Annotated in this window: 21 protein-coding genes; 7 read left to right on the forward strand and 14 right to left on the reverse strand. The window is 51.5% G+C overall.

Annotation, left to right across the window (positions count from 1 at the left end; genetic code table 11):
* Positions 1–96 precede the first annotated feature (96 nt).
* The gene (locus tag SH302x_RS01200) at positions 97–2,739 is read right to left on the reverse strand and encodes a hypothetical protein (protein WP_479366715.1); all 2,643 of its coding nucleotides are present in this window, start codon (positions 2,737–2,739) and stop codon (positions 97–99) included.
* Between the two features lie 111 nt (positions 2,740–2,850).
* Between SH302x_RS01200 and pdeM the strand changes: the two genes are divergently transcribed.
* From pdeM to SH302x_RS01215, 3 genes are all read left to right on the forward strand, one after another.
* Positions 2,851–3,540, forward strand: coding sequence for a ligase-associated DNA damage response endonuclease PdeM (gene pdeM, locus SH302x_RS01205; RefSeq protein ID WP_479366717.1), 690 nt, complete (start codon positions 2,851–2,853; stop codon positions 3,538–3,540).
* Positions 3,541–3,623: 83 nt separating this feature from the next.
* Positions 3,624–5,039: a sulfatase family protein gene (locus SH302x_RS01210; RefSeq protein WP_479366718.1), complete on the forward strand. Its 1,416-nt coding sequence runs from the start codon at positions 3,624–3,626 to the stop codon at positions 5,037–5,039.
* Entirely contained in the window at positions 5,026–6,018 is a 993-nt protein-coding gene (locus tag SH302x_RS01215; protein WP_479366719.1) for a DMT family transporter, read from the forward strand. The genes SH302x_RS01210 and SH302x_RS01215 overlap by 14 nt, the downstream gene beginning before the upstream one ends.
* Positions 6,019–6,044: 26 nt before the next feature.
* On the opposite strand, the gene SH302x_RS01220 is transcribed toward SH302x_RS01215, so the two are convergent.
* On the reverse strand, positions 6,045–7,013 hold the full coding sequence (locus tag SH302x_RS01220; RefSeq protein ID WP_479366721.1) for a glycosyltransferase: 969 nt from the start codon (positions 7,011–7,013) through the stop codon (positions 6,045–6,047).
* A 53-nt stretch (positions 7,014–7,066) separates the two neighbouring features.
* Positions 7,067–7,252, reverse strand: a complete 186-nt coding sequence (locus SH302x_RS01225; protein WP_479366722.1) for a hypothetical protein — start codon at positions 7,250–7,252, stop codon at positions 7,067–7,069.
* 77 nt (positions 7,253–7,329) lie between these two features.
* On the opposite strand from SH302x_RS01225, the gene SH302x_RS01230 reads away from it, so the two are divergent.
* Complete coding sequence (locus tag SH302x_RS01230) at positions 7,330–7,791, forward strand: hypothetical protein (RefSeq protein WP_479366723.1); 462 nt, start codon at positions 7,330–7,332, stop codon at positions 7,789–7,791.
* A 604-nt stretch (positions 7,792–8,395) separates the two neighbouring features.
* Here SH302x_RS01230 and SH302x_RS01235 read toward each other — a convergent pair.
* From SH302x_RS01235 to SH302x_RS01255, 5 genes are all read right to left on the reverse strand, one after another.
* Positions 8,396–9,334, reverse strand: coding sequence for an ABC transporter ATP-binding protein (locus SH302x_RS01235; protein WP_479366724.1), 939 nt, complete (start codon positions 9,332–9,334; stop codon positions 8,396–8,398).
* An 8-nt stretch (positions 9,335–9,342) separates the two neighbouring features.
* Entirely contained in the window at positions 9,343–11,610 is a 2,268-nt protein-coding gene (locus tag SH302x_RS01240; protein WP_479366725.1) for a hypothetical protein, read from the reverse strand.
* Positions 11,611–11,632: 22 nt separating this feature from the next.
* Positions 11,633–12,301, reverse strand: a complete 669-nt coding sequence (locus SH302x_RS01245; protein ID WP_479366727.1) for a 3-keto-disaccharide hydrolase — start codon at positions 12,299–12,301, stop codon at positions 11,633–11,635.
* A gap of 120 nt (positions 12,302–12,421) precedes the next feature.
* On the reverse strand, positions 12,422–12,826 hold the full coding sequence (locus tag SH302x_RS01250) for a hypothetical protein (protein WP_479366728.1): 405 nt from the start codon (positions 12,824–12,826) through the stop codon (positions 12,422–12,424).
* Between the two features lie 257 nt (positions 12,827–13,083).
* Positions 13,084–16,242, reverse strand: a complete 3,159-nt coding sequence (locus tag SH302x_RS01255; protein WP_479366729.1) for a serine/threonine-protein kinase — start codon at positions 16,240–16,242, stop codon at positions 13,084–13,086.
* A 125-nt stretch (positions 16,243–16,367) separates the two neighbouring features.
* Here SH302x_RS01255 and SH302x_RS01260 point away from each other — a divergent pair, with 125 nt between their 5' ends.
* Positions 16,368–16,694 carry a Rieske (2Fe-2S) protein gene (locus SH302x_RS01260; RefSeq protein WP_479366730.1) on the forward strand — a complete coding sequence of 109 codons (327 nt, stop codon included), beginning with the start codon at positions 16,368–16,370 and terminating at the stop codon, positions 16,692–16,694.
* Between the two features lie 254 nt (positions 16,695–16,948).
* Here SH302x_RS01260 and SH302x_RS01265 read toward each other — a convergent pair whose 3' ends face one another.
* Positions 16,949–18,436 (reverse strand): ArnT family glycosyltransferase, encoded by a 1,488-nt coding sequence (locus tag SH302x_RS01265; protein WP_479366731.1) that lies wholly within the window; start codon positions 18,434–18,436, stop codon positions 16,949–16,951.
* Between the two features lie 174 nt (positions 18,437–18,610).
* Between SH302x_RS01265 and SH302x_RS01270 the strand changes: the two genes are divergently transcribed.
* Both SH302x_RS01270 and SH302x_RS01275 read left to right on the forward strand, forming a co-directional pair.
* On the forward strand, positions 18,611–19,471 hold the full coding sequence (locus SH302x_RS01270; protein ID WP_479366732.1) for a PfkB family carbohydrate kinase: 861 nt from the start codon (positions 18,611–18,613) through the stop codon (positions 19,469–19,471).
* 55 nt (positions 19,472–19,526) lie between these two features.
* Positions 19,527–20,276, forward strand: coding sequence for a sulfite exporter TauE/SafE family protein (locus tag SH302x_RS01275; protein ID WP_479366733.1), 750 nt, complete (start codon positions 19,527–19,529; stop codon positions 20,274–20,276).
* A 264-nt stretch (positions 20,277–20,540) separates the two neighbouring features.
* On the opposite strand, the gene SH302x_RS01280 is transcribed toward SH302x_RS01275, so the two are convergent.
* From SH302x_RS01280 to SH302x_RS01300, 5 genes are all read right to left on the reverse strand, one after another.
* The gene (locus SH302x_RS01280) at positions 20,541–20,786 is read right to left on the reverse strand and encodes a hypothetical protein (RefSeq protein ID WP_479366734.1); all 246 of its coding nucleotides are present in this window, start codon (positions 20,784–20,786) and stop codon (positions 20,541–20,543) included.
* A 23-nt stretch (positions 20,787–20,809) separates the two neighbouring features.
* The gene (locus SH302x_RS01285) at positions 20,810–21,103 is read right to left on the reverse strand and encodes a hypothetical protein (protein ID WP_479366735.1); all 294 of its coding nucleotides are present in this window, start codon (positions 21,101–21,103) and stop codon (positions 20,810–20,812) included.
* 26 nt (positions 21,104–21,129) lie between these two features.
* A complete protein-coding gene (locus SH302x_RS01290) occupies positions 21,130–21,741 on the reverse strand; it encodes a hypothetical protein (protein ID WP_479366736.1) in 612 nt (203 codons plus the stop codon).
* A gap of 123 nt (positions 21,742–21,864) precedes the next feature.
* Positions 21,865–23,439 (reverse strand): hypothetical protein, encoded by a 1,575-nt coding sequence (locus tag SH302x_RS01295; RefSeq protein WP_479366737.1) that lies wholly within the window; start codon positions 23,437–23,439, stop codon positions 21,865–21,867.
* 69 nt (positions 23,440–23,508) lie between these two features.
* Positions 23,509–26,916, reverse strand: coding sequence for a CHAT domain-containing protein (locus SH302x_RS01300; RefSeq protein ID WP_479366738.1), 3,408 nt, complete (start codon positions 26,914–26,916; stop codon positions 23,509–23,511).
* Between the last annotated feature and the right edge of the window lie 6 nt (positions 26,917–26,922).

Consider the following 26,922-nt stretch of genomic DNA (forward strand, 5'->3'; position numbering starts at 1 on the left):
AAGGTAGTAGGCGCTCTCCGAGTGCCGCAACGAAATCTAATTTTGCGAACGGACCACGGAGTGTGCTTGCTACTTTGGCAGTCTAGGTAAACACGGTTATCTGCGATGCCAAATGCGAACGCTACGTGGCGGCAATTCGCGCTGGCTGTCACCACCAAGCAATTTTGCTTCAACTGCGATCAGCCCTGAATTCAGATCGACCGATTGGTTGTCTACAATCAATTGCCAATTCGATTTTGTTAATGGAAAGCGAAATTTTAGGGCGTTTGGGGACGTATTGAGCAGTACCAAAATCGAGTTGTCGATGACATAGCCCAACCCTCGCTGGTCCTCTGGCAAAATCCATTGAAAATAGTCCGCCGCCGGAGCTTTTCCAACGCGGAACACGCGACCAAGTTCGCTGCGGCGCAGAGCGATCATACCCTGCCACCAAGCGAGCATGTTGGCGTAATTGCATGACGCCCCATCGGTCTTGTTGGCTCCTATATTTTCCCAGACAAATTGATTGGCTGCTCGCAGGTTGTAGGTGTCTCTTTTTCCATGAAAGTACAAGGCCCCGTTGGAATAGAGCACTGTCCGATCTTCCATATCCGCCAATCCTTTGCTGCGGAGAATCTCCGTTCCGCCATGCAGTACGATAGGTCCCAGCGACGTGAAGAGGAGTGCGACAGCAATTTTGAGTTGGTCTTCGTCGACACCTTTGCGGCCATCCCAGCCCAGCGTCGCGAATCGATCGGCGAGAGCCCAGTTATCGTGGATGTCCAAGTAATTGATGCCACGATCGGGGTCGACTTCGTCAGGGAAGCTATTCAGCAAGGCCTGCATGACTTGTTTGCGCAGTGCGCCATTGCCGCCGGGGAAGCCGCGCGAGGAAAGCTTATCAATTGGGTCTTGGGGGGGGCTGCCAAATGCGTCGCGAGCTTCATTTTGAAAGTAGGTGATTGGCGCATCGGCCTTGTACCAACCCCAACTGGGATTGCGAGCCACGTCGGGGTCGCTGGGCGGTATCCAAGGCTCACCATACAGGATAATATCCTCGCCCAATTCCGCTCGCAATCGCAGCAAGCTTTGTTTGTCGATTTGTCCAGCAAGGTCAATTCGGAAGCCATCGATACCAAACTCCGCGATCAAAGATTTGCATTGGTCGATCAGCCATCGCTGGACCATGGGACGATCTTCCGTTTTCACTTCGTTGCCGAATGGTCCGATGTGGTTTAAATCTTCGTCTGTGCGATAGTAATAAGGTTTATCTAACACGTTGAAATGAAATAGATAATTGCGGCCATCCATGTTTTCGCCGGTATGGTTAGGCACGAGATCGATGATGACAGCCATGTTGTGGTCGTGGAACGCTTGCACCAAGTCGCGGAACTCATCACGCTCGGTTCCATAGTCGGTGCCCTTGGTTCGATATCGCGATTCAATCGCAAAAGCATGAGTCGTGCGATAGCCCCATTGGTAATTTTCCTCGCTAATGCCTTGTTCGATCATGTAAGGATCATCGCCGAAGGCCTCTTGCCAGGGCTGACTGGGGTAATGCAAGAACTCTTGCACCGGCATCAGATGCACGACATTGATGCCTAAGCGGACCAAATGGTCGAACCCGATGGGTTCACCGCGGCCATTGCGCAAGTTGCGAATGGTCATGGCGGGGAAAGTGCCTTGTAAGCTTGCATCGACGGGCAATCGGTCGGTGAAGTCTTGGACGTGGACTTCGTAAGCGATGACATCTTTCATTTCAGGGCGACCGTTCACCAGTGGCTTGGCCGGAGTCGTTGGATGCCATACGCGACATCGTCCAAAACTGTCGACACTGACGCGTCCGTAAGGATCGCTGATGTGGACTGGATGCGTGTCGTAAAAGAAGTTGCCCGGACCGCTGGGGCCATGGACGGTGAAGTCATAGTATACGCCATGAAGGTCACGATCCACCGTGTGCTCCCAAACTCCGACCTCATCGCGTTGCATTTCGAACTGGGTGGTTGCGACGGCTTGCGGCTGTGGTGAATCGTACAGATATAAAGTCAGGCTCGTAGCGCGCGGGGCAAAGATCCGAAACGTGGTTTGAGTTCGCGCCGTGTTGACTTCGGCTCCGAGAGTCTTGTCGCTATACAGCGAGCGGAACCAGCCATCGAAGCGGCAGAGTGTGCGTAGCTTTTGTTCTGGCTGGCTTAAGTAGTAGACGGCACTTGGGTTGATTGGTTCTGCGGGTACCACAAGTGCTTCGGTGGCCGTGCGAGGGATAATACAAGCCAACGGGACTGGGTTGCCAGATGCATGGTGTAATTCATAGCTCTGAGGATCTACGGGTCTTTGTGTTTTGTCGCCTGTGATTTCAAACCAGATCGCGCGGGCGTGATGGATCTCTGCCCGCATGCGGGGCAAGGGGACTTCGTGAGCGAAAACGAGGTTGCCTGATTGTACGTTGCGAGCCGCCCCGGGCGCGTCTAACCAACGTCCATCATCCACTCGGAATTTGAAAGGCGAACCTGCCGGGATCTGCGTATAGTCTACGTTGGGAATGTCCAGATGCCAGAGTTGACCATGGTGCGTAAGCTGCCATGCTGCATCGGTCATGTCATCCTTCCAATGGCGAAACGCTCCGGTGACGACGACGCGCGTTACATCGACCAATCGGTAGAGCGTGGGGTCGAAGACAAAAGACGTAACGCCATCTCGATGGCGATAACCTTGCAGGCATTCAGTTTCAGTAAAACTTTCGATGATATGTTCTTTCAAGTGGTAGTCGTAAAGAACTCCGGTCCCGCAATCTCCGGTTGGAAGAGTGGACCGCCAAACAAGACTTAATTGAGTCTTCTCGACCAGGCGAATCTACGTAAAATCATGGGCATGAATACAACAACACGGAAGGGGCATATTAGCGTAAATCTCGCGGGACAGTCGATTGACTTGTTGGCTAGCTCTGGCGCGCACTGGTTAGACCAAGAGACATTGTTTGTTGCGGATCTGCATTTGGGCAAAACAACAACGTTTCGTCGAGGGGGATTACCACTGCCCGGCGGTGTCACACAAGGAACAATTCGCCGACTGATTGAGATCGTTGCAGAACTCTCGCCAGTTCGAATCATTGTCCTAGGTGATCTTATTCATGCGCGATGTAGTTGGGATTACGAATTGCAAGAAAGTTTGTCCATGCTGTTTGATCAACTCAAGGCAGTGGAAGTGATCTTGGTGGAGGGGAATCATGACCGCAGTTCCAAAAGCAAGCTTGCTCAATTCCCGATCCAGATTGTGACGGCTCCTTATCGTTGTTTTCCTTTTACGCTGCTTCATGACGAAGTCGCCGAACGTCCGCAACCGGACTGTGACGGCGATTTTTATCTTGCTGGGCACGTTCATCCTGGTGTGCGAATTGGCCAGGTGGCTGGCGAAAGCATGCGTTTAAAGTGCTTTCACGTGGCCAACCGCTGTTTGACGTTGCCAGCCTTTGGCGAGTTCACGGGCGCGAAGTCCATCGACCGAAAATCGAAAGATCAAGTTTATGCCATTGCAGGTGATGAAGTTGTCAAGATTTCGTAGCATAATTGGAAAACCGATCCTTGTTGCCTAAACTATTACGGCTAGAACTTGTTAAAAGTCTCGTCCAAGTGGAACATCACACTATGCGTTTTTGCCAGTCGTACTCCGTTTTTCTGCAACCGCTCATTCTAATTGCGGCTCTTGCTTGGTTGCCGCAGCGTACGTTGCTGGCACAAGAAAAAGTGGTACCGCCGAATATCGTCGTGATCTTTTGCGATGATTTGGGGTACGGCGATCTGGGATGCTTTGGTCATCCTTCGATCGTGACACCCAATATTGATCGGATGGCCGCTGAAGGCCAGAAGTGGACTCAGTTTTATGTGGCTGCCAGTGTGTGTACGCCCAGCCGCGCTGGGTTACAAACGGGGCGTTATCCCATTCGCAGTGGTATGTGCAGTTCAAAGCGACGCGTATTGTTCCCTGACTCCCAAGGTGGGTTGCCTGCGTCCGAACTGACGATAGCCGAGGTCTTGAAACAACAAGGCTACGCTACGCACGCGATTGGAAAATGGCACTTGGGGCATTTGCCGGAGTACCTGCCAACGCGGCATGGATACGATTCATATTTCGGTATCCCTTATTCTAATGACATGGATGCGGCAGCGGATGCACCGCAGGGGCGAGCAAAGTTTAATGCACCCAAGTCAGAATACTTCAATGTACCGCTGATGCGAAACGAAGAAATCGTCGAACGCCCGGCTGATCAAGTCACCATCACGCGCCGTTATACCGAAGAAGCTGTGAAGCTGATCAAGGAGTCCGGCGAGCAACCATTCTTTATTTATTTAGCACATAACTTGCCGCATGTGCCGCTGTTTGCATCCGATGATTTTCGCGGCACCAGTAAGCGTGGTTTGTATGGTGACGTGGTCGAAGAGATTGATTGGTCGGTAGGTCAAGTGATGGGTGCGCTGCGCGAGAAGGAGATTGCCGAGCGGACGCTGGTCGTGTTCACATCGGACAATGGGCCTTGGAAGAGCTATGAATTGCAAGGAGGTTCAGCGGGCTTGCTGCGTGATGGCAAAGGATCGACTTGGGAAGGTGGCATGCGCACGCCGACGGTCTTTTGGTGGCCGGGAACTGTGCAGCCCAATGTCATCACCGGTTTAGGTTCCACTTTGGATTTGCTGCCAACTGCGGCCGCAGTAAGTGGTGCGGCTTTACCCGAAGATTTAGTGTTGGACGGCTACGACTTGAGTGGTGTGTTGCGGGAAGGTTCGCCAAGTCCGCGCCGAGAAATGATCTACTATTTTGGTACAGAAATTTTTGCGGTACGTCTCGGACCGCACAAAGCGCATTTTAAAACCAAGACCGAGTATGTTGGCCAGCGTCAGCCACTTATCCACAATCCGCCGTTGCTTTACAATCTGGAGTTTGATCCCTCCGAGCAACATGATATTCATTCGGATAACGCTGAGATAATAGCAGCACTGACGAAGATGAAAGAGGACCACGAGGCCACTGTGCAGCCCGTGGAAAATCAACTTGAGAAGCAATGATTCTGCCGATAGCGTAAGTCTCCAGACAGCTTCACCTGCCAGTATTGCACCCGCGAGTTTTGGTTGGGCAGGGCGTCTTCAGATCGCTCTGGCGGGAGTTCTGTGGAGCACCAGCGGTTTTTTTGTGAAGTCGACTTGGTTCACCGGTTGGTCGCCTGAGATTCGCGGGCTGGAAATCGCGTTCTGGCGCGCGGCTTTTGCGATCCTGCTGCTGCTGCCATTTGTGCGTCGGTGGCAGTGGCATTGGATGTTGATTCCGATGTCGCTAAGTTTCGCATTGATGGTTTGGACGTTTATGACCGCAATGGTTCATGGTCCGGCGGCCAATGCCATCTGGTTGCAGTACTTATGCCCAGCGTGGGTTGTATTCTATAGCGCAATGGTACTGCGGCAGCGGCCGAATCGCACTGATCTACTGATGCTTGGTTGGTGCCTCTCGGGCGTGTTGCTGATCTTGACGATGGAAATGAGCAGCGGAGCCAATTTGCTGGCCACTTGCTTGGGAATAGTATCAGGAATGGCGTTTGCGAGTGTGGTGATCACCATGCGATCGGTCCAGCACCTTGATCCTGCGATGTTGATCACGATCAACCACGGCGCGACGATATTGCTGCTTGCTCCATGGGCGCTGCAGGCCAACTGGGTGCAGCCCTCGGCCTACATTGCGTTGGCCTTCTTCGGGCTTGTTCAGATGTCGATACCCTATGTGCTCTTCGCACGAGGCCTCCGATCGGTCACTTCGGCAGAGGCCTCGATCTTGACATTGATCGAACCGGTGTTGCTTCCGATTTGGGTTTACTTAGCCTGGGGGGCACATCCGACGTACGAGCCACCGCGCTGGTGGACGGTGGTCGGAGGCGTATTGATTTTCACCGGTTTAGTCAGTCGCTATGCGCCTGCATTGTATCGCGAATGGAAACTGAAGCGGCAATCACAACTGTCGCGCAGCGGTTCTCAAACAGTTGAGGTCGACTCGTAAGGTACTGTTCATTGCTACGCTGGTGGTTATAGGCTGTTCTCCAAGTCGATGGTTGAGCTTGGTTTTGTGATTCCGTGAACGCATCGTTTTGATTGAAGTGCCACTTGGTCTTTCCAAATTTGGAGATTGGTTTGGCGTCTATCGCGAGAGGCTGGCGGATGATGTAGATGAAATTGCAACGCTCGACCGATCAGCAGTTTCTTTCGACGACCGCTGTTGTAAAGCCTTAACGCAATCTCGCGGTCATCATAACCCCAGCCAACAAGGTCCTCGTTAAATCCATTGACCGCCAACAGATCTTCTCGCCAAAAAGCCATATTACTACCTAGAGATCTCATCCGCAATTTACTGTTCTGTTTCCATACGATAGGGACGAGCCACCGAACACCAAAATAAAACCGCTCAAGTTTTCCTTGCAGGCCAAGCCATAATCCACCACGGTCAATATCTCGCAAGGTAATACCTTCCGTTGCCTTTTCAGTAACATGGGCTCGGCACCCTTGCGCCCAGTAGCCTTCTTCAGCATATCGAATGTGGTCGGCAATAAACTTTCGCGATGGTAAGCAATCTCCGTCAGTAACCACGACATAGTCGCCGCTGCTGGCACAGATCGCTTGGTTCAGGATGCGGGCTCGGCGAAATCCCACATGCGCCTGACGAATATGGACGAGTTGAAAATCGCTGATAGTCTGGTACTTCACGACAACATCAGCGGTAGCCATATCTTCGCCATCTTCTGCGATGATGATCTCGCTCGGTTTAGCCAATTGTGCCCCATAACCCGCAAGCACTCGATCCAAAGCCGTCGGCGAATTATGCGTCGTGATGATAACGCTGACGAGCATATCGAACGGCCCAAAGAGATACGAAAAAATGGATCGCCACAGCTTTACTCTTATAGTCCCAAAGGAATGCAGACTCAAGCAAATACTGGCAAGCAAGCTTTCGAGCTTGTCGATACCACTGACCTGTCGCAAACCTAATTTCGACGTCAATGTTTTACGCCGCCAAGCATTTGTCGGAACAGTCTCGGTCGGAATCAATGACGCTACTTCAGATCGCTAAGTTGCTTTTCGGAAATCTTCTCGCCACCAGGGATTGATAAGAGAACCAGCGCCAGTTCAGGAGCGATGGTTCCGTTCATCAACCGCAACGAGCCTGTGACAAAGCCAGCCCAAAATCTGAAAAAGCAGCCTTTTGCCGTGACCTCCCGTGCACCTTGAAAGATACGCATGTTGCCAGGATAATGCACCGCTTCCAAACCAACTTCGACTTAGCTTCAACGTGCTTTCCACTACCTGAAATATTATCATGCTATCTACTTATCAAGGACACGGAGTTTCATGCGCTTACCCAGAGACCTGGAAAGTTCAAGAATCGCAAGAGGATGATGACAACCAAGGGTTCCTGATTGAAAGCCCCGAGGCGGCCTTCTTTGCCGTCAGCAAGTACCCCTGGACATGCGCACCACGCGAGATCTTGGAACAAGCGGCGAAGGCCCTACAAGCCGAATACGATGATTGCGAAGTCGAATGGGTTGAGTCCGATCTTTCCATGGCAGATAGCCGCGCAGTCGAAGTTCGCTTCTTTGTCCTGGACATGCTGGTCGTTTCCAAATTGCGAGCATTCAGCTTGAATCACGAAAGCTATCTCGTCGAGCAACAAGCGGAGGATCGAGAGTATCAACGGATCGACACTGTGTTTGACGCAATGGTCGAAACACTCATTCAGTCGCTTGACAAATCGCAAGGATTAAAACGATTACACTCCTAGCGACGGTTGTAAATTTCAATTGCCGGTAGATTTCCGACAAGTTTTGTAAGATTGGATGATTGCAAATTGCAATTTTTACAAAACCATTTGACAGCACCGACGCTCTTCGCGACTCAAACTTGATAAGCTGCGAGGTGTGGGCAGAATGTGGTGGGCTTCACTAGCGTAAAATCACTTATCCTCGTCTTTGGCACGGCGAGTGCATATAGTTGTTTTGTCCAAACGCGATAGTAGCATCTCGAAATTGAGATGAGTGCGGCAAACAAAGCTAACGGTTTGCAATTTGCAAATCAGGCTCACCGCCAGCATCGTGATCGGATGGTTTTCCGACGGGACATTAGTAGGAACGGGGTTGCCAAGGATGGATTTTGCTCTGCAAGCCATGGAGGCACCGTGATCTTAGAGGCGTCGAACGCTCGACTTGAGCACACCGACAGACCCATGCCACAAGGGTTAGGCCCGCTTTCACGGTAATAATGGATTGTAGAACATAGCCTGACAGCAACTCCGTTGCACAGAACCCTCTTCCCCACGACAATCAATTGTCTTTCGCGCAAGACATGCCCTTCATCTGATTGTCGTGGGCGAGCGGGTTTCGGGTTAGTTAGATCTTTCCGCCGCTACCTTTGGTCAGTGCCATAAACGCGGATTCCAGATTGATCTCTTCTTCGGCAAAATGTTTGATTGCGATTCCTTGCCCGACCAAGGTCGTAACAAGCTCCGAAGGGTCTTCCACGCCCTTCTTCAAATGAACGCGAAAGCGCGATGCAACACCTTCGATTTGTTCGACGCAATCCAACGACTCCAACAGTTTGCCGGTCCGATCGAAATCGCTGTCTTTACTGGGCTGGACCAGCATTACCATTTGCGAGCGCACTTCCTTAATCACATCGCTGACCAAGGCATTCTTCTTGAGAACGCCAGCGTCGATGATGCCGACTTTGTTGCAAACGTCAGCCAGTTCAGGCAGGATGTGGCTAGAGACAATAATTGTTTTGCCCATCGCTCCCAACCGACGCATTAGCGCTCGCATTTCAATGCGCGCTCGTGGATCAAGTCCGCTGAGCGGCTCGTCCAGTAGCAACACTTTAGGGTCGTGCAATAGAACACGAGCGAGCCCCAGTCGTTGAGTCTGCCCCCGCGATAAAGTATTCGCGTAAGCATCTCGTTTGAAATCCAAATCGACGACATCCAACATTTCGTCGCAGCGTTTTCGGCGCTCGGGACCGTTGATCTTGTAAGCGGCCGCAAAAAACTCCAGATACTCGATCACGGTCATGTCATCGTAGACGCCGAAAAAGTCAGGCATATAGCCGACCAAGCGACGGATTTCCTTTGGATGGCTGGCCACGGAGTACCCTCCCACAAACGCTTCGCCCGTCGTCGGTTGCAGCAATGTGGCGATGATTCGCATGGTGGTGGTTTTGCCCGCTCCGTTGGGGCCAATGAAACCAAACAGATCGCCAGCCGCTAGATCGAGATCAATATCTCGGATGGCGTACATGTCGTCGTACTTCTTGGTCAGTCCAGTCGCTTTGATCACAGTTGCCTCTATCGATCTTCGATCGGTAATAGGAATCGGACGGTAGTCGTTCGATATCCCTCTTCGCTTACTTCCGTCTTTTCGTCATTGTTGGCTTTCCATTTGACCGCAGGTTTTTCGACTTGAGCGATCACTACGGCGCGATTCAACTGTAAGCGTTTTGAAAAGTCAAATTCGTGCAGATAGCCAAGCTCTAGTCCGACATATCGCTTGCCGCCACAAGCTTCATACATGGACAGCAGCTCGATCAAGCGCGGGGCTGCCCGCCGCGCTGTGCGATCCCAGGGGATCGCTTGTTCGCGATCATCGACCAAGCGACGTTGTTGAAGTTGTCGCGCCAAATCACGTGGTGCGTTCGCGATTGAAAGCGTAATGGTTTCACCAGGGCTAATGCGTTCCTTTAAGGGATAAGCCCAGCTTTCATAATAAATCACTGTATTGACCAAGTCGTAGCTGAGCGGGTTAGTAAACGCACCTTGCAGAAGATCTGAGCCAGGGAAATTCGACAACTGATTGCTGGTCACCATCTCGCTGCAATCGTCGACCCAAGAGATCCGAGTGGCGTAGGTGCCCGCAGTAGGAATACCCACCCCCCGAATCTCGGTCGCCGTGGTGTCGCTCGCATCGCCTTGCTTGCGAACAATCTTGTAAGTAGGCATGCCAACATCGGTGCGGACATCGGAATCAAAGCCACCCAAGCCACTGCCTGGCTTACCGCTCCAGCGTAAATAGGTGGAGGCACCGGTCGCGGATTGACCGTTGACGTTTTGCGTTGGATCGTCTGCTAATGACTGAGCAACGGCAGAAAGGTGGAATCGATTCGCCTGCCCACTGTACTGATGCAAGAATGCGTTGCCTATCAAGCGACCGGTATCAAAATGATAGTCGACAACCTCGATCGAATTGATAATGACTGCTTCCGGTTTCCATGAGCGGGTTAACAGTTGCGTGAAAATCAGCAACCCCAGGCAAGAGGCCAGCAGTGTCAGCCAAGTCCAAGTCGATCGGCGAATCGCTTTGTTGAAAAAAAAGTAATCGACCGGACCGATCAACGCCAAAAAGAAGATCGCTAACACCGACAGCAGTGTAATGGACCCCGACTGCACGCGGTCAAAGAGGTCTAGGGTCGCTCGAATTTGCCCCGCCAAATCATTGTAGCCAACAAACTGCGCCGTGTTGTCCTTGCCAGCTTCTTTCATTCGCTGCAAAGACTGCACATCAACCAAACGTTCCAGCAAGTGAACGCGGTCTTTCCAACCCAATAGAGACTCGCTGTTAATGTCAGTCGTTATCAGATCGACCGTGCCAGCACCATAGGCGGAATGGACTAGAAAAGGTAAAGCAGTCCGGTCTGCAGATATCAACGACAGCTCGGTGCGAGCATCGCGAACGTCCAGTTGAGCACAAGTCAACGCATCCAAACGCGTGGTTTGACTCGATGAGACAAAGGACTCCAGTACCGATGGATCGACATTGCGCTTGGCTCCCAAAATCCTACCCGGTAGAAGCTTGTTGAGCCATTCGAGCGATTGGACTAGATCCGCGTTTTCACCAACCCATATTTGCAATCGCCCGCCGGACTCGACCCAGTTGGCCAGTGCAAGGCCTTGCTGTGGCTTGATTGCCTTCAGGAAATCGGAATCATTCGTGCCTAAGATAACCAGGTTTACGGCCGAGTAGGCAAAACGATCATTGGGAAGTTGGCTGGCCTGCTCCAGCGACGTCAGCGATACCGATGGCAGACCTCCGCGGGCTGATCGGACCGACAGCACGTCCAATTGCAAATCGCGACCTAAGCCCACCACCCAGGGCTGTGTCAGTGGCAAAATGGTGCCGCGTTCCTCTACGGTCAATTCTCGCTGCAGCAGCAGTTCGTCTTGGTCGTAGACCTTAAGAACCATGGAACGATTCGCGCGTCCATGTCGCACGACCATCTGCGCGATGGCATTTTCGCTCTCGCTGTCTGTAGCAAAATCACTGCGATGAACTACCGATACGCCGTCGCCGTCAGTGGTCACGAGCTCGGCAATCAGTTGGCGATTGTCACTTACCGGCGCGACGACGGTCAGTGGTGTTTCATAGCCAACTTTCCAGATGCCCCCAAGGCCTTGGCGGACGACGAAGGATGGTTGGTTGGCTTCCTGTGCGAAAACCCAACCTTCATCTGTCGCCGGTCCCATAAGGAAAACGGCGACCAGCGAAGTCATCAGGAGGGAGAACAATCGACGGCCAAAGTGAAAATGCTTTGGTTCAGGTACACATCGGCAGTGATACATCGGGGAGTAGTCAGGAAGGATACTAATCGAGGCTCTTGACGCGGATATTCTTAAAGAAGACCTTGCTATCTGGGTCATGAGCTTGCAGTGCGAACGTACCTTCACTCAACCGGCGTTCGAAGTCAGCCGAGTCAGCCTCTTTGCCTTCTGGTTCGGTGTAATCGACGATTGTTTTGCCGTTCACTTTGGTAATGATATGGCGACCTTGGACGATGATCTCTTGCGTGTACCATTCGTTGTCTTTGGCAGGCGCTTCGAAGACATCTTGCACCGAGTATAGCCCTGAGGATTTCTTAGGATCGCTTTGTGTGATGTTCACTTGGCATTCATATCCATACTTCGGCCAACCGTCCGGTTGGAACTTGGTGTGAAAATAAACGCCCGAATTACTGCCGGGTGTCGTCTTCACATCGATCTTCAAATGGAAGTTCTTAAAGGGCTGACCTTCACCAACGTAGAACAAATGACTGCGGGAACCGTGAGCCACAATCGAACCGTCCTCGATGTGCCAAGATTCTGGCGACTCATTGATCTTCCAGCCTTCAAGCGACTTGCCATCAAAGATGGAGCGAAAACCGGCTTCAGTGTCGGCCACTGCAGTTGATTCTTGAGCGAAACAAGGGGAAGGTACGCCGATGCCAGAGACCATAAGAGCGGAGGCAAGACAAAAGCCAAGACTTCGTTTTTTCATGAGTTCAAACTTTGGTTCAGAGGGAAATCAGGTGGGATGAAAGGAAAAACGCTAGCGGGTGGTGACTCGCTAGCGTCGATTATAACTGTACGTCGTGGATCGAAACAAAGTTACAAAAAACTATTTGCCGTCTTTGTCGCCACCTGGCAACAAGTGAGCATCGATTCGCTCTTTGAATGTCTTGCCATCCTTCGCTTTTTCGGATTCCACTTTCTTGAATGCAGCTTCCAGCTCTTCTTTGACCTTCTCGGGTTCAGCCTTCAGTCGATCGTTGCCGTAATTCTTCTTGTCCAGTAATTTCTTTAGTGGCTCACCGTACGAATTGTGGACTTTCTTGGCTTCACCCTGGACATGGCAAACGTTGCATTTAGCTTCACCTACCAAGGCTTTGAATTCTTCGTTATCGGACTTTTCAACGTAGTACGCATTCCACGCTTCACCGAATGGCTTGATTGCCATGGCAGGTTGCGAGACGCTTGCAACGCACATTGCAGCAATAACCCAAACAGGAATAAACTTCTTCATAGACACGAACGCTCCAAAGGTGGGGAAAATACCAACAGGTAGAAGAATACAACACCGCAGCGGCAATGCAAGCCGCCCTAGGCGACTCGTTAAGCTATTCTAATAAGCTTTGCCGGTCCAAAATCTGGACCGCCTTATCATATACAGCCAATCGAAGTCGATCTACTAACATTTAGCTAAGTTTCTGAGTGAAATTGGACGCCAAAAGGCCAACAAAGCCCAGATTACAAGCCACCAAACCACAGCAACGGTTAGCTCTAACCTTTGGTGCCACTGGAAGTTTCGGCATTTTTCAGTTTGGGCAACCGCGACGGGTCCATCCCCGACTCAAACATCCCAGGCCGTTGCAAAAATGCTTCCGGAGTCTGACGATAGGGGGCCGTCAAAGTTCCCGGCTGCGACAACCAGCGAATGTTGGGCTCCGGCGACCGTTCGGTCAATATGTGCCGAATCGCCGACTCAAAGTCGAACCGAGCAACGATTCGACCGCTGGACCTCAGCCGGATCAGTTCCTGGACCGCTGCATCAAACGCATTGTCAACACCTCGAATGTCCAGCCATTTGGTCCAAGCCGGAAGGTCCTGCGCCGATGCACGCAACGCATTCAATTCATCGACCCCGTCGAACTCGAAAAACGCAGCATCCGCGTCGGTCAAAAACGCACAGTTCTCCATCGAGCATGAAAGACATACAGGATGATCGGTCAACATGTTATACCGCAGCCTGGAAAAACCTCGCTGCGTCATCGCCGTGACCCGATCCAACTGCACACGAATATTCAAGGGAACGCGGCCAGCAAAACGAGCTCCACTGTACTCGATAAAACGACCATCGATCGCGAGCAAGCCATTGCTCCAGTAAACCTCCGATTTCTGAGCTGTCTTTTCATGCAGAAACTCGCCCGTGCCACGTACGATACAATCTTTTAACGAAATGCGCACAGGGTCAATGATTCGATCATCGCGGGCCACGCCACCCAGTGGCAACGGCGATTGCGTCGCTCCTGCAAAGGCATCCGCATCCGCCGCGATACTAGCATCCGCCGCAGACTGCCGAGTAGAAAAAGCCGCCGCTCGCCAACCCGATATGGAAGGCATCATCGTAAGAGAGCAGTGCACTAGCTCAATCGATGAGCCAGTGCCCAATCGAAAGCAAGTTGTCAGTCCCGCACTAGACTCTGGGCTGTACAATTCGATATCAACATCCAGCAACTGCAAACTCTGGTTGCCTAATTTAAAACCGCTCGTTAGCTCTTCAGTATCCGCGTTAAAAGTGGGCATGCTTTCGGCGCGCGGTGCTATTTCGATCTTCGCTCGCTGCTGCCCGCCACTGCGAATCGTTATCGCTGGGTGGCTCCACGCATGCTCGCCAGTGACACGAATTGAACTCATCAAAACAATTTGATCGCGTTGCGGTTCCGCAGATGCAACCATCAAGGCTTCTTGAAGTGTGCGCGAAATTCGCCAGCCTTGCGTTTCAGGAATGGTTCCCGACGCGTCAAGAAGAATCACTTTGTCGACATTCAAGTAATTGCTGGATGACTCGGGTTTCAAGACATTGACGTCGCGAGGGTTTCCAGGCTTGCTTTCGGTCGTCAACAGCGATCGCATCCACTGCTCAGCAGCCGATCGGTTGCCCAGCGAACCGGCCTCTGGCGAACTGGCAACATTCGGCGGCAGCAAGACTTCTTTTCCACCTGCTAGATAAGGCTGCAGCGGGCCTGGCGCATAACGATTTCCGCTGGCAGTCGCGCTGGCATCTAATACCGAAGTCGAGATCGGCCCTAGAGTTGTAGCAGGGGGGGGCTTGTCCAGGCTGGAGGCGTCGTTGCTGTTGGCCAGCGGGCCGAGTGCCGAGGTTGTTTTCTGGCCGGCGGTCGCGGCCGAAGTACTGCTCGACGTGCCGCTCACCGCTGGCTGCGAGCCCACCAAATCGCGATTCGAACCGCCAAAAGATCCGCTGGCAGATTCCGCCAAGCCTGCACCTGGATTCGCTGCGATCGCTGCGTCACTACCTCTTGGCAGATTCGCTCGTTGACCGATGTCGCCCCGCGTTGCAGAAGTGGGCGTCACCGTAAAAGCGACCTTCTCGCGTGGCAAACGAATTAGCGATTTGACGCGATGCACGTTTTGCATCCACAAAACAATGCCGCACAATAATCCGACCGCGACCATCCACGGCAGCATGGATTCGAATACCGTTTTCCCTTCGATCGATGGTGTAATCGACACCGTGCCCGCTTGGCGACTCTTCGGAAGATTCTCAAACTCCGCCAGCAAATAGAGATCATTGATCAGTTCAATAGGTTGTTGATACCGCTGGCTTGGATTCTTCTCCATCAGCTTGTTGACAATCGCTGCTAATTCGTCCGTGGCATCAATGCGCAAACGGCGAATATCCGTCGGCTTGACGTTGCCATGCATCATCAGCTTTTGGATCGCTGTGCCATCAGGAAAAGGCGGCTTGCCTGATAATAAAAAGTACAGCGTACAACCCAGCGAATACAAATCACTGCGTACATCTGCCGCGCGCGGGTCACGAGCTTGCTCAGGAGAAATATAATCAAAGGTTCCCAGCGTAATGTTGCTTGCAGTCAAATCATTGGTCGTCTTTTCCATCGCCGTCGTTCTGGCCAAACCCATATCGACCAGCTTGACCAACCCACGTTTGGTTACCAACACATTCGACGGCTTGATGTCGCGATGCACGACGAATCTAGCCGAGGCGTGCGTCAGAGCCTCAGCGACCTGCCGCGTAAACCATACCGCTTCATCTAAGCTTAATGGACCTTTGGAGATAACGAGATCACGCAGGTTGATACCGTCGACATATTCGAAGACGATATAGCTCCACTCACCAACTTCCCCGACGTAGTAGACACGAGCAATATTAGGATGATCCAAGCGAGCGGCACTTTGGGCTTCGACTTTGAAACGTTTGGCCATATCGGCATCTTGTCCGGCCGCCGGAATGACCTTCACAGCCACAATCCGATCTAGCCGCGTGTCGCGAGCTCGAAAGACCGCGCCCATGCCGCCGCCGCCAATGAACTCAAGCAATTCAAAATGATCCAGCGACCTGCCCAACAGCACTTGTGCAGCCGCCATCACCGCCGTCACGCCGGTAATTGGACCGGACCGGGCCTTCTTGGGGGGCTCAGCGCCAGCGATTGCCAAGTCAGAATCTGAGCGTTTCGAAATGATGGTCGCTTCGGAATTGTCGATTTCTTGAACGGGTAAATCGATCGCGATAGCCTCTTTCGCACTCAACGGCTCTGGCTTTTGCGGCGCAGCGGGCACCACGCCCTCCCCAGTGCCTCCAGACACCAAGTCTGGGACAGAAGACTGTTCCTCAGCGGCCCCTGACGCTTGACGGTCGCTATCTAGCCGATATTTTGAATCCGACGACGTTTCCATACCCGACATTATAGCTTGGCGGGACCGGCGTGGCGAATCAGAACTGGCCGCCGTGGCTGCAGTTAAGGCAAGTTTCACGCCCATCGAACCCCTCACAACCTATCCACTTAGCAGAACTGACACCCATGAACACCAGCGAAAATGAGTATCGCGTGGCGAGTACCGAAGATATTCCCAACGGGGAAGGGCGGGTCTTTGAAGCTGGCGGCAGGATGGTCGCGGTTTTCAACAATGCCGGAAGTTTCCAAGCGATCGACGACATGTGCCCGCACGCTGGCGCTTCGTTGGCAGAAGGCTGGCTGGATGATGGATGTGTGACCTGCCCTTGGCACGCGTGGCAATTTCGTTTGGACGATGGCGCATACATTCAGAATCCACGCATGAAGGTTGACACCTTTGCCGTGCGAGTTGAAGGTGCCGATATCTTTGTGACGGTTCCTCCGCGAACATAGGGTCAAAAGCTAAAACGCGATCCTTGAGCGACGCCTAACCTTGGTTTAACCGTCAGCCGCAGTCGTACGTGTTCTACGTTTGACCGCGCGCCCAGCGGGCCGCGTCACTTCCGCACAACACAACCAACGCGGGGCGATGCCCAACGCGGTTAAACGACAGAGCAGCCTTCGCGTTTAACCGTTAGCCGCAAGTTTACGTGAGCACGCTCGTAAATAACGCGTTTGCCTAACGGCTAAACAAGACTCGGACTGCTTTACTTGTTCCGGCCTACGCCTACGGCAGAGATGCAGGCCGCCAACCAATGCACGCAGCCCATCGTGCACAGCACGTACATGACTCCATACAACGGAACAAAAAATCGACCGCCAACGCTGTAAAGACACGCGACCACGGCCGCATTGATCGCGACCAAGCCCACCAACAAGATTCCTTCTCTAGGCAACTTCCAGACCAGTACGACGCCACCGATCAACGCAAACAATTTGACCAGCCCGCTCAATCCTCGATAAGGATTAAAGTGCGAATACAATCGCAGCCCAGCCAGCTTAGGTATCTTACGCCAATTGTTTTTGATCCAAGCATTGACTTCACGTTTCGCGATATACACCAACTCCAACTCGAACTGCAGGTTGGCTTGTGTTGATGTAGCCAATTCTTCGCCAAAACTTTTTTGCAACACAGCTCGCCAGTAACGCTCGGGCTCATTGCTCCAATTGCCTTCCAGTTCCTCATACGCTTGATCACAGTATCCACCCAACAGAGTAACTGGGCCTTTAGTGCCCAGCGGATGGAACGCTTGCAACACCAAGCAATTGCGTATGCACCAGGGAGCGATGACCAATAAGCCCACTGCGATCACGCTGCTAGCTTCCAGCATAGACCATCGCAATCGGTGCCAGCGACTTGGGGCCGGGCAAGCTGCGGAGCTTCGAAAATAACGCAACGCCCATAACAGCAAGAACAACCCGGGCACCCAAGCGATGAACAAAGAGCGAGCATAGATCATCAACCCAAAGATCACGCCCGCGGAGATAAACCATTTCCAAGGGCGATCGCAGGAGATGCCGCACAATAAGGCTATCGCGAACATCTGCGTGAGGACAAATGCAGGGAGTTCGGTGAGAAAATCTTCCATGTATCGTCGCACGTTGCTGTCAAACAAAGCGATCGTAAAGCATGCTAGCGCCGCGATCAGGGATAGATAGCCCAGCCATCTTTGGCTGAACTGAGTGCGATTGGTGTCTTGAACGTCCGCATTTATGCTTCGAACAGACACATATTGATCCGCTAAATACTTGGCCATCCAAACCGATAGAGCTCCCGCACCGGACAAGCATACCGCTAAAAAAATTCGCACTGCGATATAGGCGTTCGCTCCGACGCCAAAACATTGATAAACCGCTGCTATGACCCAGGGCAAAAGTGGGGGGCGATCAGTTCGCGGTACAATTGGCCCGGTTTTCGCACTCCAGTCTGAATAGAGAATAGGGTCCGATTGCAGATAGGAAAGCTGCCACTGGGGATCGCTAAAGTGGGTCGACAAACCGAGGCCGTGCTTTAATCCCCAGCCCATCGCTTCGTAATCGGGTCCGTCCGAAAACGGTTTAGGAGGTAACTTGAACCAAGCGTTTTGACTGATCCAATGATAATTGACGACAAACAACAAAATAAAACTGACAACGACCAACGCGACATTCGCTTGCCGGTTCTTGAATGCAACTGTCTTTTGAGTGTCGACCATCGAACCAGTGAGGAATCCAACGCGTTGTAAGAGGTCGTGCGATAGCGCAACCAAGAGTCATTGTGAGCGAAACGCTGGTATACAAGAATACTTCCGGTCAAGCAACTTTACCATGAGTCTTGACATTGATCGATTTTAATCCAACTCGGCAGCAAGGATAGGCAGTTTACTGTTATGCAACCACTGATCATATCAATTGGCGAAATTTTATTTGATCGCTTCGACAACGAGCAGACTTTAGGGGGAGCGCCTGCGAATTTCGCTGGCCATGTCGCGGCATTGGATATGCCGGTCGCGATGATCTCTGCCATCGGTCGTGATGAGTTAGGCACCGCAGCGTACAACGATTTGCTGCAACGTCGCATTGAAATGAGTGCCGTGAGTGCCAACGATTTGCCGACAGGGACCGTCGACGTCAAACTGAATCAAGGCCAACCCACCTATACGATCAATGAGCCGGCTGCCTGGGATGCGATTACTTTAGATAACGCAGCGTTTGATCTACTGAATCGAGCGACGGCGGTCTGCTTTGGAACGTTAGCTCAGCGGTCTGAGCGATCGAGAAACAGCATTCGTCGCGCGATGGAGATCTGTGGCGACCATGTGCTGAAGCTATTGGACGTGAACCTTCGCAAACCCTTTTATGATAGCGCCATTATCGCGGATTCGGTGGGGTTCGCAAACGCGTTGAAGCTGAACGAAGACGAATTGCCGATTGTTGCCGATGCGCTGGATATTCCGCCCGACCCCGAGGAATTCGCGCATACATTGCGGCGGGATTATGGCGTTCGCTTTATCATGATCACGCGGGGAGCTGCTGGGGCGACTTTGTACAAAGAGCAAGAGCGGGCCGTAATCTCTGCGGTGCCCGTCGAACACATGGTCAGTTCGGTCGGTGCCGGCGACGCCTTCACAGCGGCTGCTGTTTGCGGTTACTTAAATGAGAAACCGCTGGCAGAACTGGGGTATGAAGCAGCAAAACGTGCTGCGGTGACCTGTTCTTATGCTGGAGGACTACCTCCTTTGGATCGATGAGACTAACATAACGCAACGTTTTGGATCGGTTCCTTGTCCCACCGAAGGCTGACTGTTGCTCTCCAGTATCTCGATTTTCGATTGGTTGCTGCTGTGTATTGGCGCGATCGGCATCGGGCTTTCCAAAAGCGGTCTGGCGGGCGTGGGCATGGTGCACGTCATTGTCTTTGCGCACGTTTTCAATCCCTTTGAATCCACAGGTGTGCTTTTGCCGCTGCTGATTGTGGGAGACATTCTGGCTGTTCGCAGATACGGTCGTTATGTGCAATGGGATCTGGTCAAGCGACTTTTCCCGCCAGCCCTGATCGGCGTTGTGACTGGCTGGGCTTTGATGGGGCAGCTCAATGACCGTACGATTCAGGTTCTCATTGGCGTCATCATTTTATGCTTAACAATTTTACAGATCGTACGTGTTTGGAAGCCTGACATTATCGGTCAAACGTCACATTCGATCGCGTTTGCTTATGGAGCTGGCATGTTGGCTGGCTTTACAACCATGATTGCCAACGCGGCTGGTCCAGTCATTTCGCTCTACCTGTTGGCTATCGCCACACCCAAGCTGGAGCTTGTTGGAACAAGTTCCTGGTTTTTCTTGCTATTGAATATTGTGAAGGTTCCATTTAGTTATCAATTAGGCTTGATCGGCTGGAGTTCGCTGCTGGTCAACCTATGGCTTACACCAGCAGTCGCTTTAGGTATCTACGCTGGCAGCAAGATTTTGCCGCTGATCCCTCAAAAGCTCTTCAACATTTTGATCTTAACGTTTACCGCCATCGCATCACTTCGGCTCATCGGATTGTTCTGAGCGACATTGGGAAAGCGAAGCTGGGCGTCGTGCATATTCTTCGCAATCGGATTGGTTAGCTAAGAGCAATCGTAACGCGCCGGCATGTCCGATCGGGGATTGTCCCCGTCGGGCAAAGCTTTGGCGTTCTAGACATCTATCTCTTACTTTGTAAACCATTATCGGCAACCGTGCCCGAGGGTGAGTTTACTTTCGTTCTATAGTTACGCTGAGTCATTCTTCCAGCCAAATCGTAGTTGGGCTTGCAGGTATCGCGAGGCTGATCTAGGAGTTGCGTAACCGAAGTCGATGATGAAGATCCGTTATCATCATCGAAAGTTCCGCTGGCGTCATCGCCAGAAGCTGCTCGTCTTCACTTACCACATCGCCTAGCAACTCCTGGTAACTTTGTACTCGGCCCGCTAATTTTCCTTCCTGACGACCTTTCTTTTCAGCGGCAGCGATTCGCCAAGCTTCATCCAGCTTCGCTTTCTCGCGATCGTCATAAATCTCACGATATTCCGTCTTCATTTGAATCTCCTCGACCGTATCAATCACTGTTTGGAAATCAGGAGATTAGGGAAAAGCTCTCGCAATCGCTCTGGACTGTATTTCTGAGCGTTTCGGATCAGGTAAATCCAGCGGCTTGCTCTAAGCTCTGTTGCATGCGGCGGACGCGGTCCGCTAGTGATTCGGTACTTAATCGTTCCCGCAAGCGGTCGACCAGCAAAGCAAACGCTAGCGGAGTCGGTCTCTCTGGCTCTCGCCATATGATTTCGCAGTCTGCAATCCTGCAAAAACAGTAGAGACGTTTGTGGAGCCAAGGTCGAAAGCGGATTTGACGTCATGTCCGCAATTCGAGGATCCGGGGTTGCTATCGCAGTTCGGTGAGATCGCCGTACTCCAGTGAATTGAAAAACTCCTCTGCGTCGCGTTGAATGCGAGTTGTTTCAGCGGCAAACTCTGCATCCCTCAGCTTGACGTTGAAAAGTGCGGCTGCTAGTTGGTTTGAGCCATCAATGAGCTGAGACGAGTCAAGCGAGTAGCGGATACCGTCGTTGATAAAGGATCGCTGTACGTGATACTGGATGTAAGGCAAAGGGGCAAAACGGCTAACTGCCAACGTCTCAGTCGTTTGAATCCCTCGCCAATCAGTTTCTTTGCGGCTTAATATTTTAAGCTCGCGATTAAACTTATTGTCCAGGCTGGAATCACTGGCGTCCGCTAACACGGTCGCTTGCGGCTTCTCCTTTTCTTGTTCGCTTAGTGGCACGATTGCAAACGAAAAAGTAGTAAATTTTGGGTCTGGCAGTGGCGACATCTTGATGCCAATGATCACCTTGGTTTCATCATTGTTTATCTCCGTCAGCTCGACGGGTGCTTTGAGGTGAATCTTTTTGAAACTGTATTCTTTCCATTCTTCTGCGCCGAGAGCGGTCGAGAGCGCAAAGATCAGTAGGATGGTTGCTGCAAATAGGTGACGCATGATAAATCTCCTAAGAACTGAAAAAGTAAGGGGTAATGAAAGTGTAATGGGACCTAATAAAGAAAGTGAGGGGGATTTGATTCTTGCTCCAACGCAGGATTCAAGTTGCTTTAGCCTTTGGAGCTATTCCGTTTTCATTTGTCGAGTGAATTCCAGCACTGCCCCTGACCTCACCCAAACGAAAGGCTTCGCTTCCTTAAAACGCAGACGTACTCTCAACTTTCTCGACTCTTGATCCAACTGGTCTGCGTTTAGGATCTCGATGGAGAATGGCTGTTGATCCTCGGGAAAGACTTCTACCATTTTTGTGCTCCCTGGGCTGATGTCAGCTTTGAGATTTGCAAGTAGTAGGTCTATCTTAAAAGGGTGAGAGGTAAAGGCATCCATTTGCAGAGCTCCCCGGATCTCGTTGAACCTTTCGTTGTCGTCGGCGTCTATGAAAGTCGCTGCATTCTCGATGGTAGCCATGAAGTTCAGCGAGACATGCTTGCCGCTACCATCGAAATTTGACACATCGTGCTTCCAAGCTCCGTCTAAAGCTTGCCACAGATTCGCCTGCGCGACCGCTTCGGACTTTGAAAGAGGTAGGTCTTTCGAAGCGACTTTATTAATAGTCGTTATCTCTGCGGCCATCTTTGCTTCCCGTTCAAGCTTTTCTTTCTCACTTGCTGCAATAGCTTCGGGGCTAGGTGCCAAATCTGGAGCCAAGTCACCAGGCCGAGTGAGAATGACGTGAAAGCGTCCATTGCCTTTCGTGGGTTGATAATCCGTTGGTCGGGAAGAATCGTCTTCTCCGCTTATTCCACAACAGATCTCCAAACGTTCGTCGGTAATGCGATAGATGGCGGGTGTGAAAACTCCTAACTTTACAAGTGCATCGTCGTGCAAGTCGAGACGGGCTTTGCCTTTGTCGACCGTGTAGCGACCTTCGACAGGGCAGAACGAGTTGCCGATAGGGACAGAACTTGTTACTAGACTGTCTTGGTCCAGCCTGCGGAACCTACCACGATAGAAAGTGTATTCAGCACCAATTTCTGATGCGCTCAGCGATCCATCCAATGTTGCCGATCGAACAATCCAACTGCCTTCAAGATCATGTTGGATTGGCACTCGTTCCGGATGGATTTCTTCCAGGAGACGAAAAGTCTCGAACAGTTTCGATGCATCCCGACTGACTGCCAAGTTTGAAAAGAATGGATCTTTTATAAAGTCCAGATGACCGTAAGAAATCGTATAAAGCTTGTCATCAATCCAAACCAAATGATCGACGACTTTGGTTGGCACGGGGAGCTCAGCGAGCTTGTACGAGTATATCGAACGCAGCCCAATGTGCCCGTGCCAGCGAATAGGTGTCTGTTCAACAGGAGTTCCTCCCAAACGGTTCAATACACCAACTTGGTGGGATCGCAACGTGGCAAGCTGCTCGTCTCCGTCTCCTTTCTTCGTGTCGCCCATCGATTGCACAATGACGTTTATGAAAACTACTGGGTTTCTGGGGAATGGGGGACTTGTTGCGGTGTAAAGTGACGCCCCTTGGAAGCTTTGTTTGAGCGGTTCCTCAGGTAGAACTAGTGCAAAATTGTCAGACTTAGAAACGAATTCTTTTGGATCGACCGGGGCCGCTGCGCACGCAGCATGGGTGAAAAGATAAATCGCGATGTGGCAAATGACAGTGCGTATAGAAGTAGTGATTGGCATAGTCAACTCTCTTAAAAGTAGGAATGAAGGGCAATGGTAGATTTGGTATTCGAACCGGTTGATGTATCGTTACGTTCCAGGGCCTGATAAGAAAAAGCCTGCCCAATGAAATGCGGAACTATACTCGTTCAGGTTAGATTGTTTGTGAGGTAAATCTGGTGGTGGACCAGTTCCATCCCAAGACATCAACTGCTGCGGAGCACGGATCAAAAGAAGTTGAGCTTCACGGAGCGCGACGGCAGGAGGTTTATTCTCGCGAAAGACCTTGTAGCAATATGCCATAGTAATCCTCGCCGTCGACACATCGGAAACCGACCATAGTGTGGCGATGACATTTCTCGTGCCTGCCATATGAAACGCCATTGGTAAGCCGTACAACTCTTCGCCCGCTCGTACATCGCCCAACCCCGTCTCGCAAGCGGAAAGAAATACCCATTGCAAGTTGTCTAGCGGCATGCCGCAGACTTGTCTTGCGGTGAGATCGCGAGCTGCCGAGCTGGAATTAAGTGACTCTCCCGTGTTCACGGCCGTTGCGCTCAACGACAAAGCGACTTGCAACAAAGGATCTCGTTGAAGCAGCGTGCGGCGCTCTTGGTCTGACAGAATTAGACGCGAATCCAACGCCAATTTAGCTTGACCATTAGTGTTCTCGAGCAGCTTGTAGCTGCCATGCGTTGAAAGCAATGCAAAGCTTGCTTGTGATAATACGTCTGTTACCGACTGTAAGCCCGCTTCCTGACCTGTGACAAAAACCTTGGGCATTGCATCCGCACAGTGCATTGCAAAAGTGCACTCGAGTGCCGATCCAGCCAAATATTGTTCGTTGTCAAGTTTCACCCAATGTCTGTAAGACGCCAGGCGTGCGTGCCAACCGATGCGATCGGTTGAAAAGGTGTGTTTGACAGGTTTCACTGGTTCATCGTAGAAGATTCCACCAACGGTCAAAAGCGTTTCGACAAAATCTTGCGTCGGTCTTGGCTTTTTTAGTTGCTTTACAAGCCAGCGTGCATCGGGGACGATCGTTAGTTGGTAGTCCTCAATTAAGTACCGTCCGTTATCTGTCGTTTCCAACGCGTTGAATGGTATGAAATGGAGAGGTCCATCCGGAATTACATACACGGTTTGGCAGTTTGCTGGTAACTGATTTGCGATTTGTTGCCAAAGCAACTCGTATAGAAGTCTGCTGTAGATTTTGGTCCAGTCTTCTTCCAGCAATTTGATATGAAACGGTTGCAGAAATGGAAACCCTTTTAATGCGAGAATGCATTCGGCTTCGATTCGTTTGTGTGTCGTTTCAATCGACAATCGCAACAGCCTAATCAGCGGATCGACGTTTTCTGCTGAGGCGAGCGTCAGTCTCTTTGGGGGACCATGTTTGGTTATCAAAAACGCCGTATATGCTGCTTTCTGGAACTGACTGTCGCGGAACAAGAAGTATTCAATAACCGCAGCGTCATTAGGCAAGGCATGCTGAAGATCTGCAATTGATAAAGTTCCAGGCTGCAAGTCTTCCATCGATAGCTTCGCCTCCGCAGCAAGCTCGCGTTCCAATTGCTCCTTGCGCTCGACTAGACTTTCATGAACACTCGGCGGTACGCGGCCCTGACGGTAGATGGCAGCGAGATCACGACAGTTAGCCTGATATTGTTGATACTTGTCGCGAATCAATTGGTTTGAAGATGTACTCAACTTTTCAAAACGATTGGAAAGAACTCGTGAACGCTCGCCCTTCGCAAGCGATATCGCTTCATAGAGCTCTGTGGTCGATTGCTGATCCTGTGGCCAGTATGTCAAGAGATCATCGACAATACGTGGCAATGACCGCTGGAAATTCATTGCCTCACCTTCCGAGACTGACGCTGTTATGTAACGACTCTGTTGACGGAAAGCGTTGTAGCCCTCTAACAAAGCTCGCAAGCCCTGTGCTACGTCGCCGTTGATTAATTGAGCATGTCCATAGTTGACCATGGAGCGGCTGAGATGATCGTGTCCAAAAGGGAAATCCGACTCTGGATAAAGTCGCCGATTCATTTCCAAAGCTTGGCGATACAATTCCAACGCCTCTACATTTCGCCCCTGCCGCTCAACTACGAGTGCCAAATTGTTGGTGACCTGAGCGAGGGCGGGATGTCCCTGGTTGCCAGCATTTTCGGGAAGGGTGCGCTGGGTCATAGCCAGCGATTCAGCAAGTAATTCTTCCGCAGTAAGGTACTCACCTTTCGCGCTCAAGATTACTCCCATTTGCGCCAAGCTTTTTGCCAGGTCGAGATGACCGTTAAGATAGCGGTCGCTTGAATAGAGGGTTTGACGTATTTGAAGTGCTAAACGTTGTTCTTTTTCTGCGTCGTCTATATTTCCTAAGGCTCGATTCAAACGCGCGCTTGTTTCTAGACAATATGCCAGATCCGACTGAAGTGATAAGTCTCTTTTACTGATGACCCACGACTCAAAGATGTCAATCGCATCGTTTACAAGAGCTCTTGCCTTAGTCAGTTCGCCAAGCATCTCTAGCACAACGGCTAGGTTGTGAATGGCAAGAGCGATTCGTGGATGTCCAGCTAGGTGCGACTGCTTTGGATAAAGCTTTTGGAAATCCGAGATAGATTCTTCGTAGTGAGCTCTCGCTGCTGCTAAATCGCCTCGTGATCTCGCTAAGTAACCTAAGTTGTTGGATACCAATGCAATCGCAGGATGCCCGTTGGGATAATCCGGAATGGGAAACAATGACGCGGCCATTGTGGCTGCACGCTGGTAGCAGGCTGAGGCTGTTGAATAATCCCCGACAAGCGTTGCCGCATGACCACGATTGTTGAGTGTCTGCAGCAACTGCTCGCTACCATTTGGAAAGTGATCTATCGGATACAGTTGATCGGCCATCAATAATGCTTCGTCCAAATGCGTGATCGCTTTGTCATACTCGCCCAGCTCTATCAGGACAGCACCAAGCGAATTGGTGGTAGTTTGTAGAATCGGATGGCCGTTTGGAAAAACAGTTCGGTCTACTAAGTTCAAGGCCATAGTATGCGACGCTTGCAGCCATTCTTTCGCCCCAGCCAGGTCGCCCGATCTGCGCATTGCATTGCCGAGGTTGCTACTAGTAGCGACCAATTGCGGATGTCCCCCCGGAAAACGTTCGCTGGGAAAAAGGGCAAGTTTCATTTGCACTGCCACCTTGGAAAACTCGACAGCCTCTAAGAAATGACCTTGATCGATCAACACTGCGGCCATCTGATCGGCAATCACGGAACTAGCCATGTTAGCCCCAGGTGCTTCGCGTTGTAGTCGCGTTAATGCCTGTGACAGCGTTGCGAGTGCTTCGTCCAGCTTTCCTTGTTGATGTTGCTCAATCGCTAAACGGGTCGCCATGTGCGCTTCGCGATCTACTTCATCGGGTACAACAGACACCGCCATTGGAGACTCTGCATGAGCCAAAATGGAGCAGCTAATCAGCAATAAACTGACTAGGATGTTTATCATGCAAAT

It is taken from the genome of Njordella calcicola (genome assembly GCF_056494125.1).

Bases quoted from the DNA above. Each gene is read 5' to 3' on its own strand.
- pdeM (WP_479366717.1), top strand. From the start codon at position 2,851: ATGAATACAACAACACGGAAGGGGCATATTAGCGTAAATCTCGCGGGA.
- SH302x_RS01210 (WP_479366718.1), top strand. From the start codon at position 3,624: ATGCGTTTTTGCCAGTCGTACTCCGTTTTTCTGCAACCGCTCATTCTA.
- SH302x_RS01225 (WP_479366722.1), bottom strand. From the start codon at position 7,252: ATGCGTATCTTTCAAGGTGCACGGGAGGTCACGGCAAAAGGCTGCTTT.
- SH302x_RS01230 (WP_479366723.1), top strand. From the start codon at position 7,330: ATGCTATCTACTTATCAAGGACACGGAGTTTCATGCGCTTACCCAGAG.
- SH302x_RS01240 (WP_479366725.1), bottom strand. From the start codon at position 11,610: ATGTATCACTGCCGATGTGTACCTGAACCAAAGCATTTTCACTTTGGC.
- SH302x_RS01245 (WP_479366727.1), bottom strand. From the start codon at position 12,301: ATGAAAAAACGAAGTCTTGGCTTTTGTCTTGCCTCCGCTCTTATGGTC.
- SH302x_RS01250 (WP_479366728.1), bottom strand. From the start codon at position 12,826: ATGAAGAAGTTTATTCCTGTTTGGGTTATTGCTGCAATGTGCGTTGCA.
- SH302x_RS01255 (WP_479366729.1), bottom strand. From the start codon at position 16,242: ATGGAAACGTCGTCGGATTCAAAATATCGGCTAGATAGCGACCGTCAA.
- SH302x_RS01260 (WP_479366730.1), top strand. From the start codon at position 16,368: ATGAACACCAGCGAAAATGAGTATCGCGTGGCGAGTACCGAAGATATT.
- SH302x_RS01265 (WP_479366731.1), bottom strand. From the start codon at position 18,436: ATGGTCGACACTCAAAAGACAGTTGCATTCAAGAACCGGCAAGCGAAT.
- SH302x_RS01270 (WP_479366732.1), top strand. From the start codon at position 18,611: ATGCAACCACTGATCATATCAATTGGCGAAATTTTATTTGATCGCTTC.
- SH302x_RS01280 (WP_479366734.1), bottom strand. From the start codon at position 20,786: ATGAAGACGGAATATCGTGAGATTTATGACGATCGCGAGAAAGCGAAG.
- SH302x_RS01285 (WP_479366735.1), bottom strand. From the start codon at position 21,103: ATGACGTCAAATCCGCTTTCGACCTTGGCTCCACAAACGTCTCTACTG.
- SH302x_RS01290 (WP_479366736.1), bottom strand. From the start codon at position 21,741: ATGCGTCACCTATTTGCAGCAACCATCCTACTGATCTTTGCGCTCTCG.
- SH302x_RS01295 (WP_479366737.1), bottom strand. From the start codon at position 23,439: ATGCCAATCACTACTTCTATACGCACTGTCATTTGCCACATCGCGATT.
- SH302x_RS01300 (WP_479366738.1), bottom strand. From the start codon at position 26,916: ATGATAAACATCCTAGTCAGTTTATTGCTGATTAGCTGCTCCATTTTG.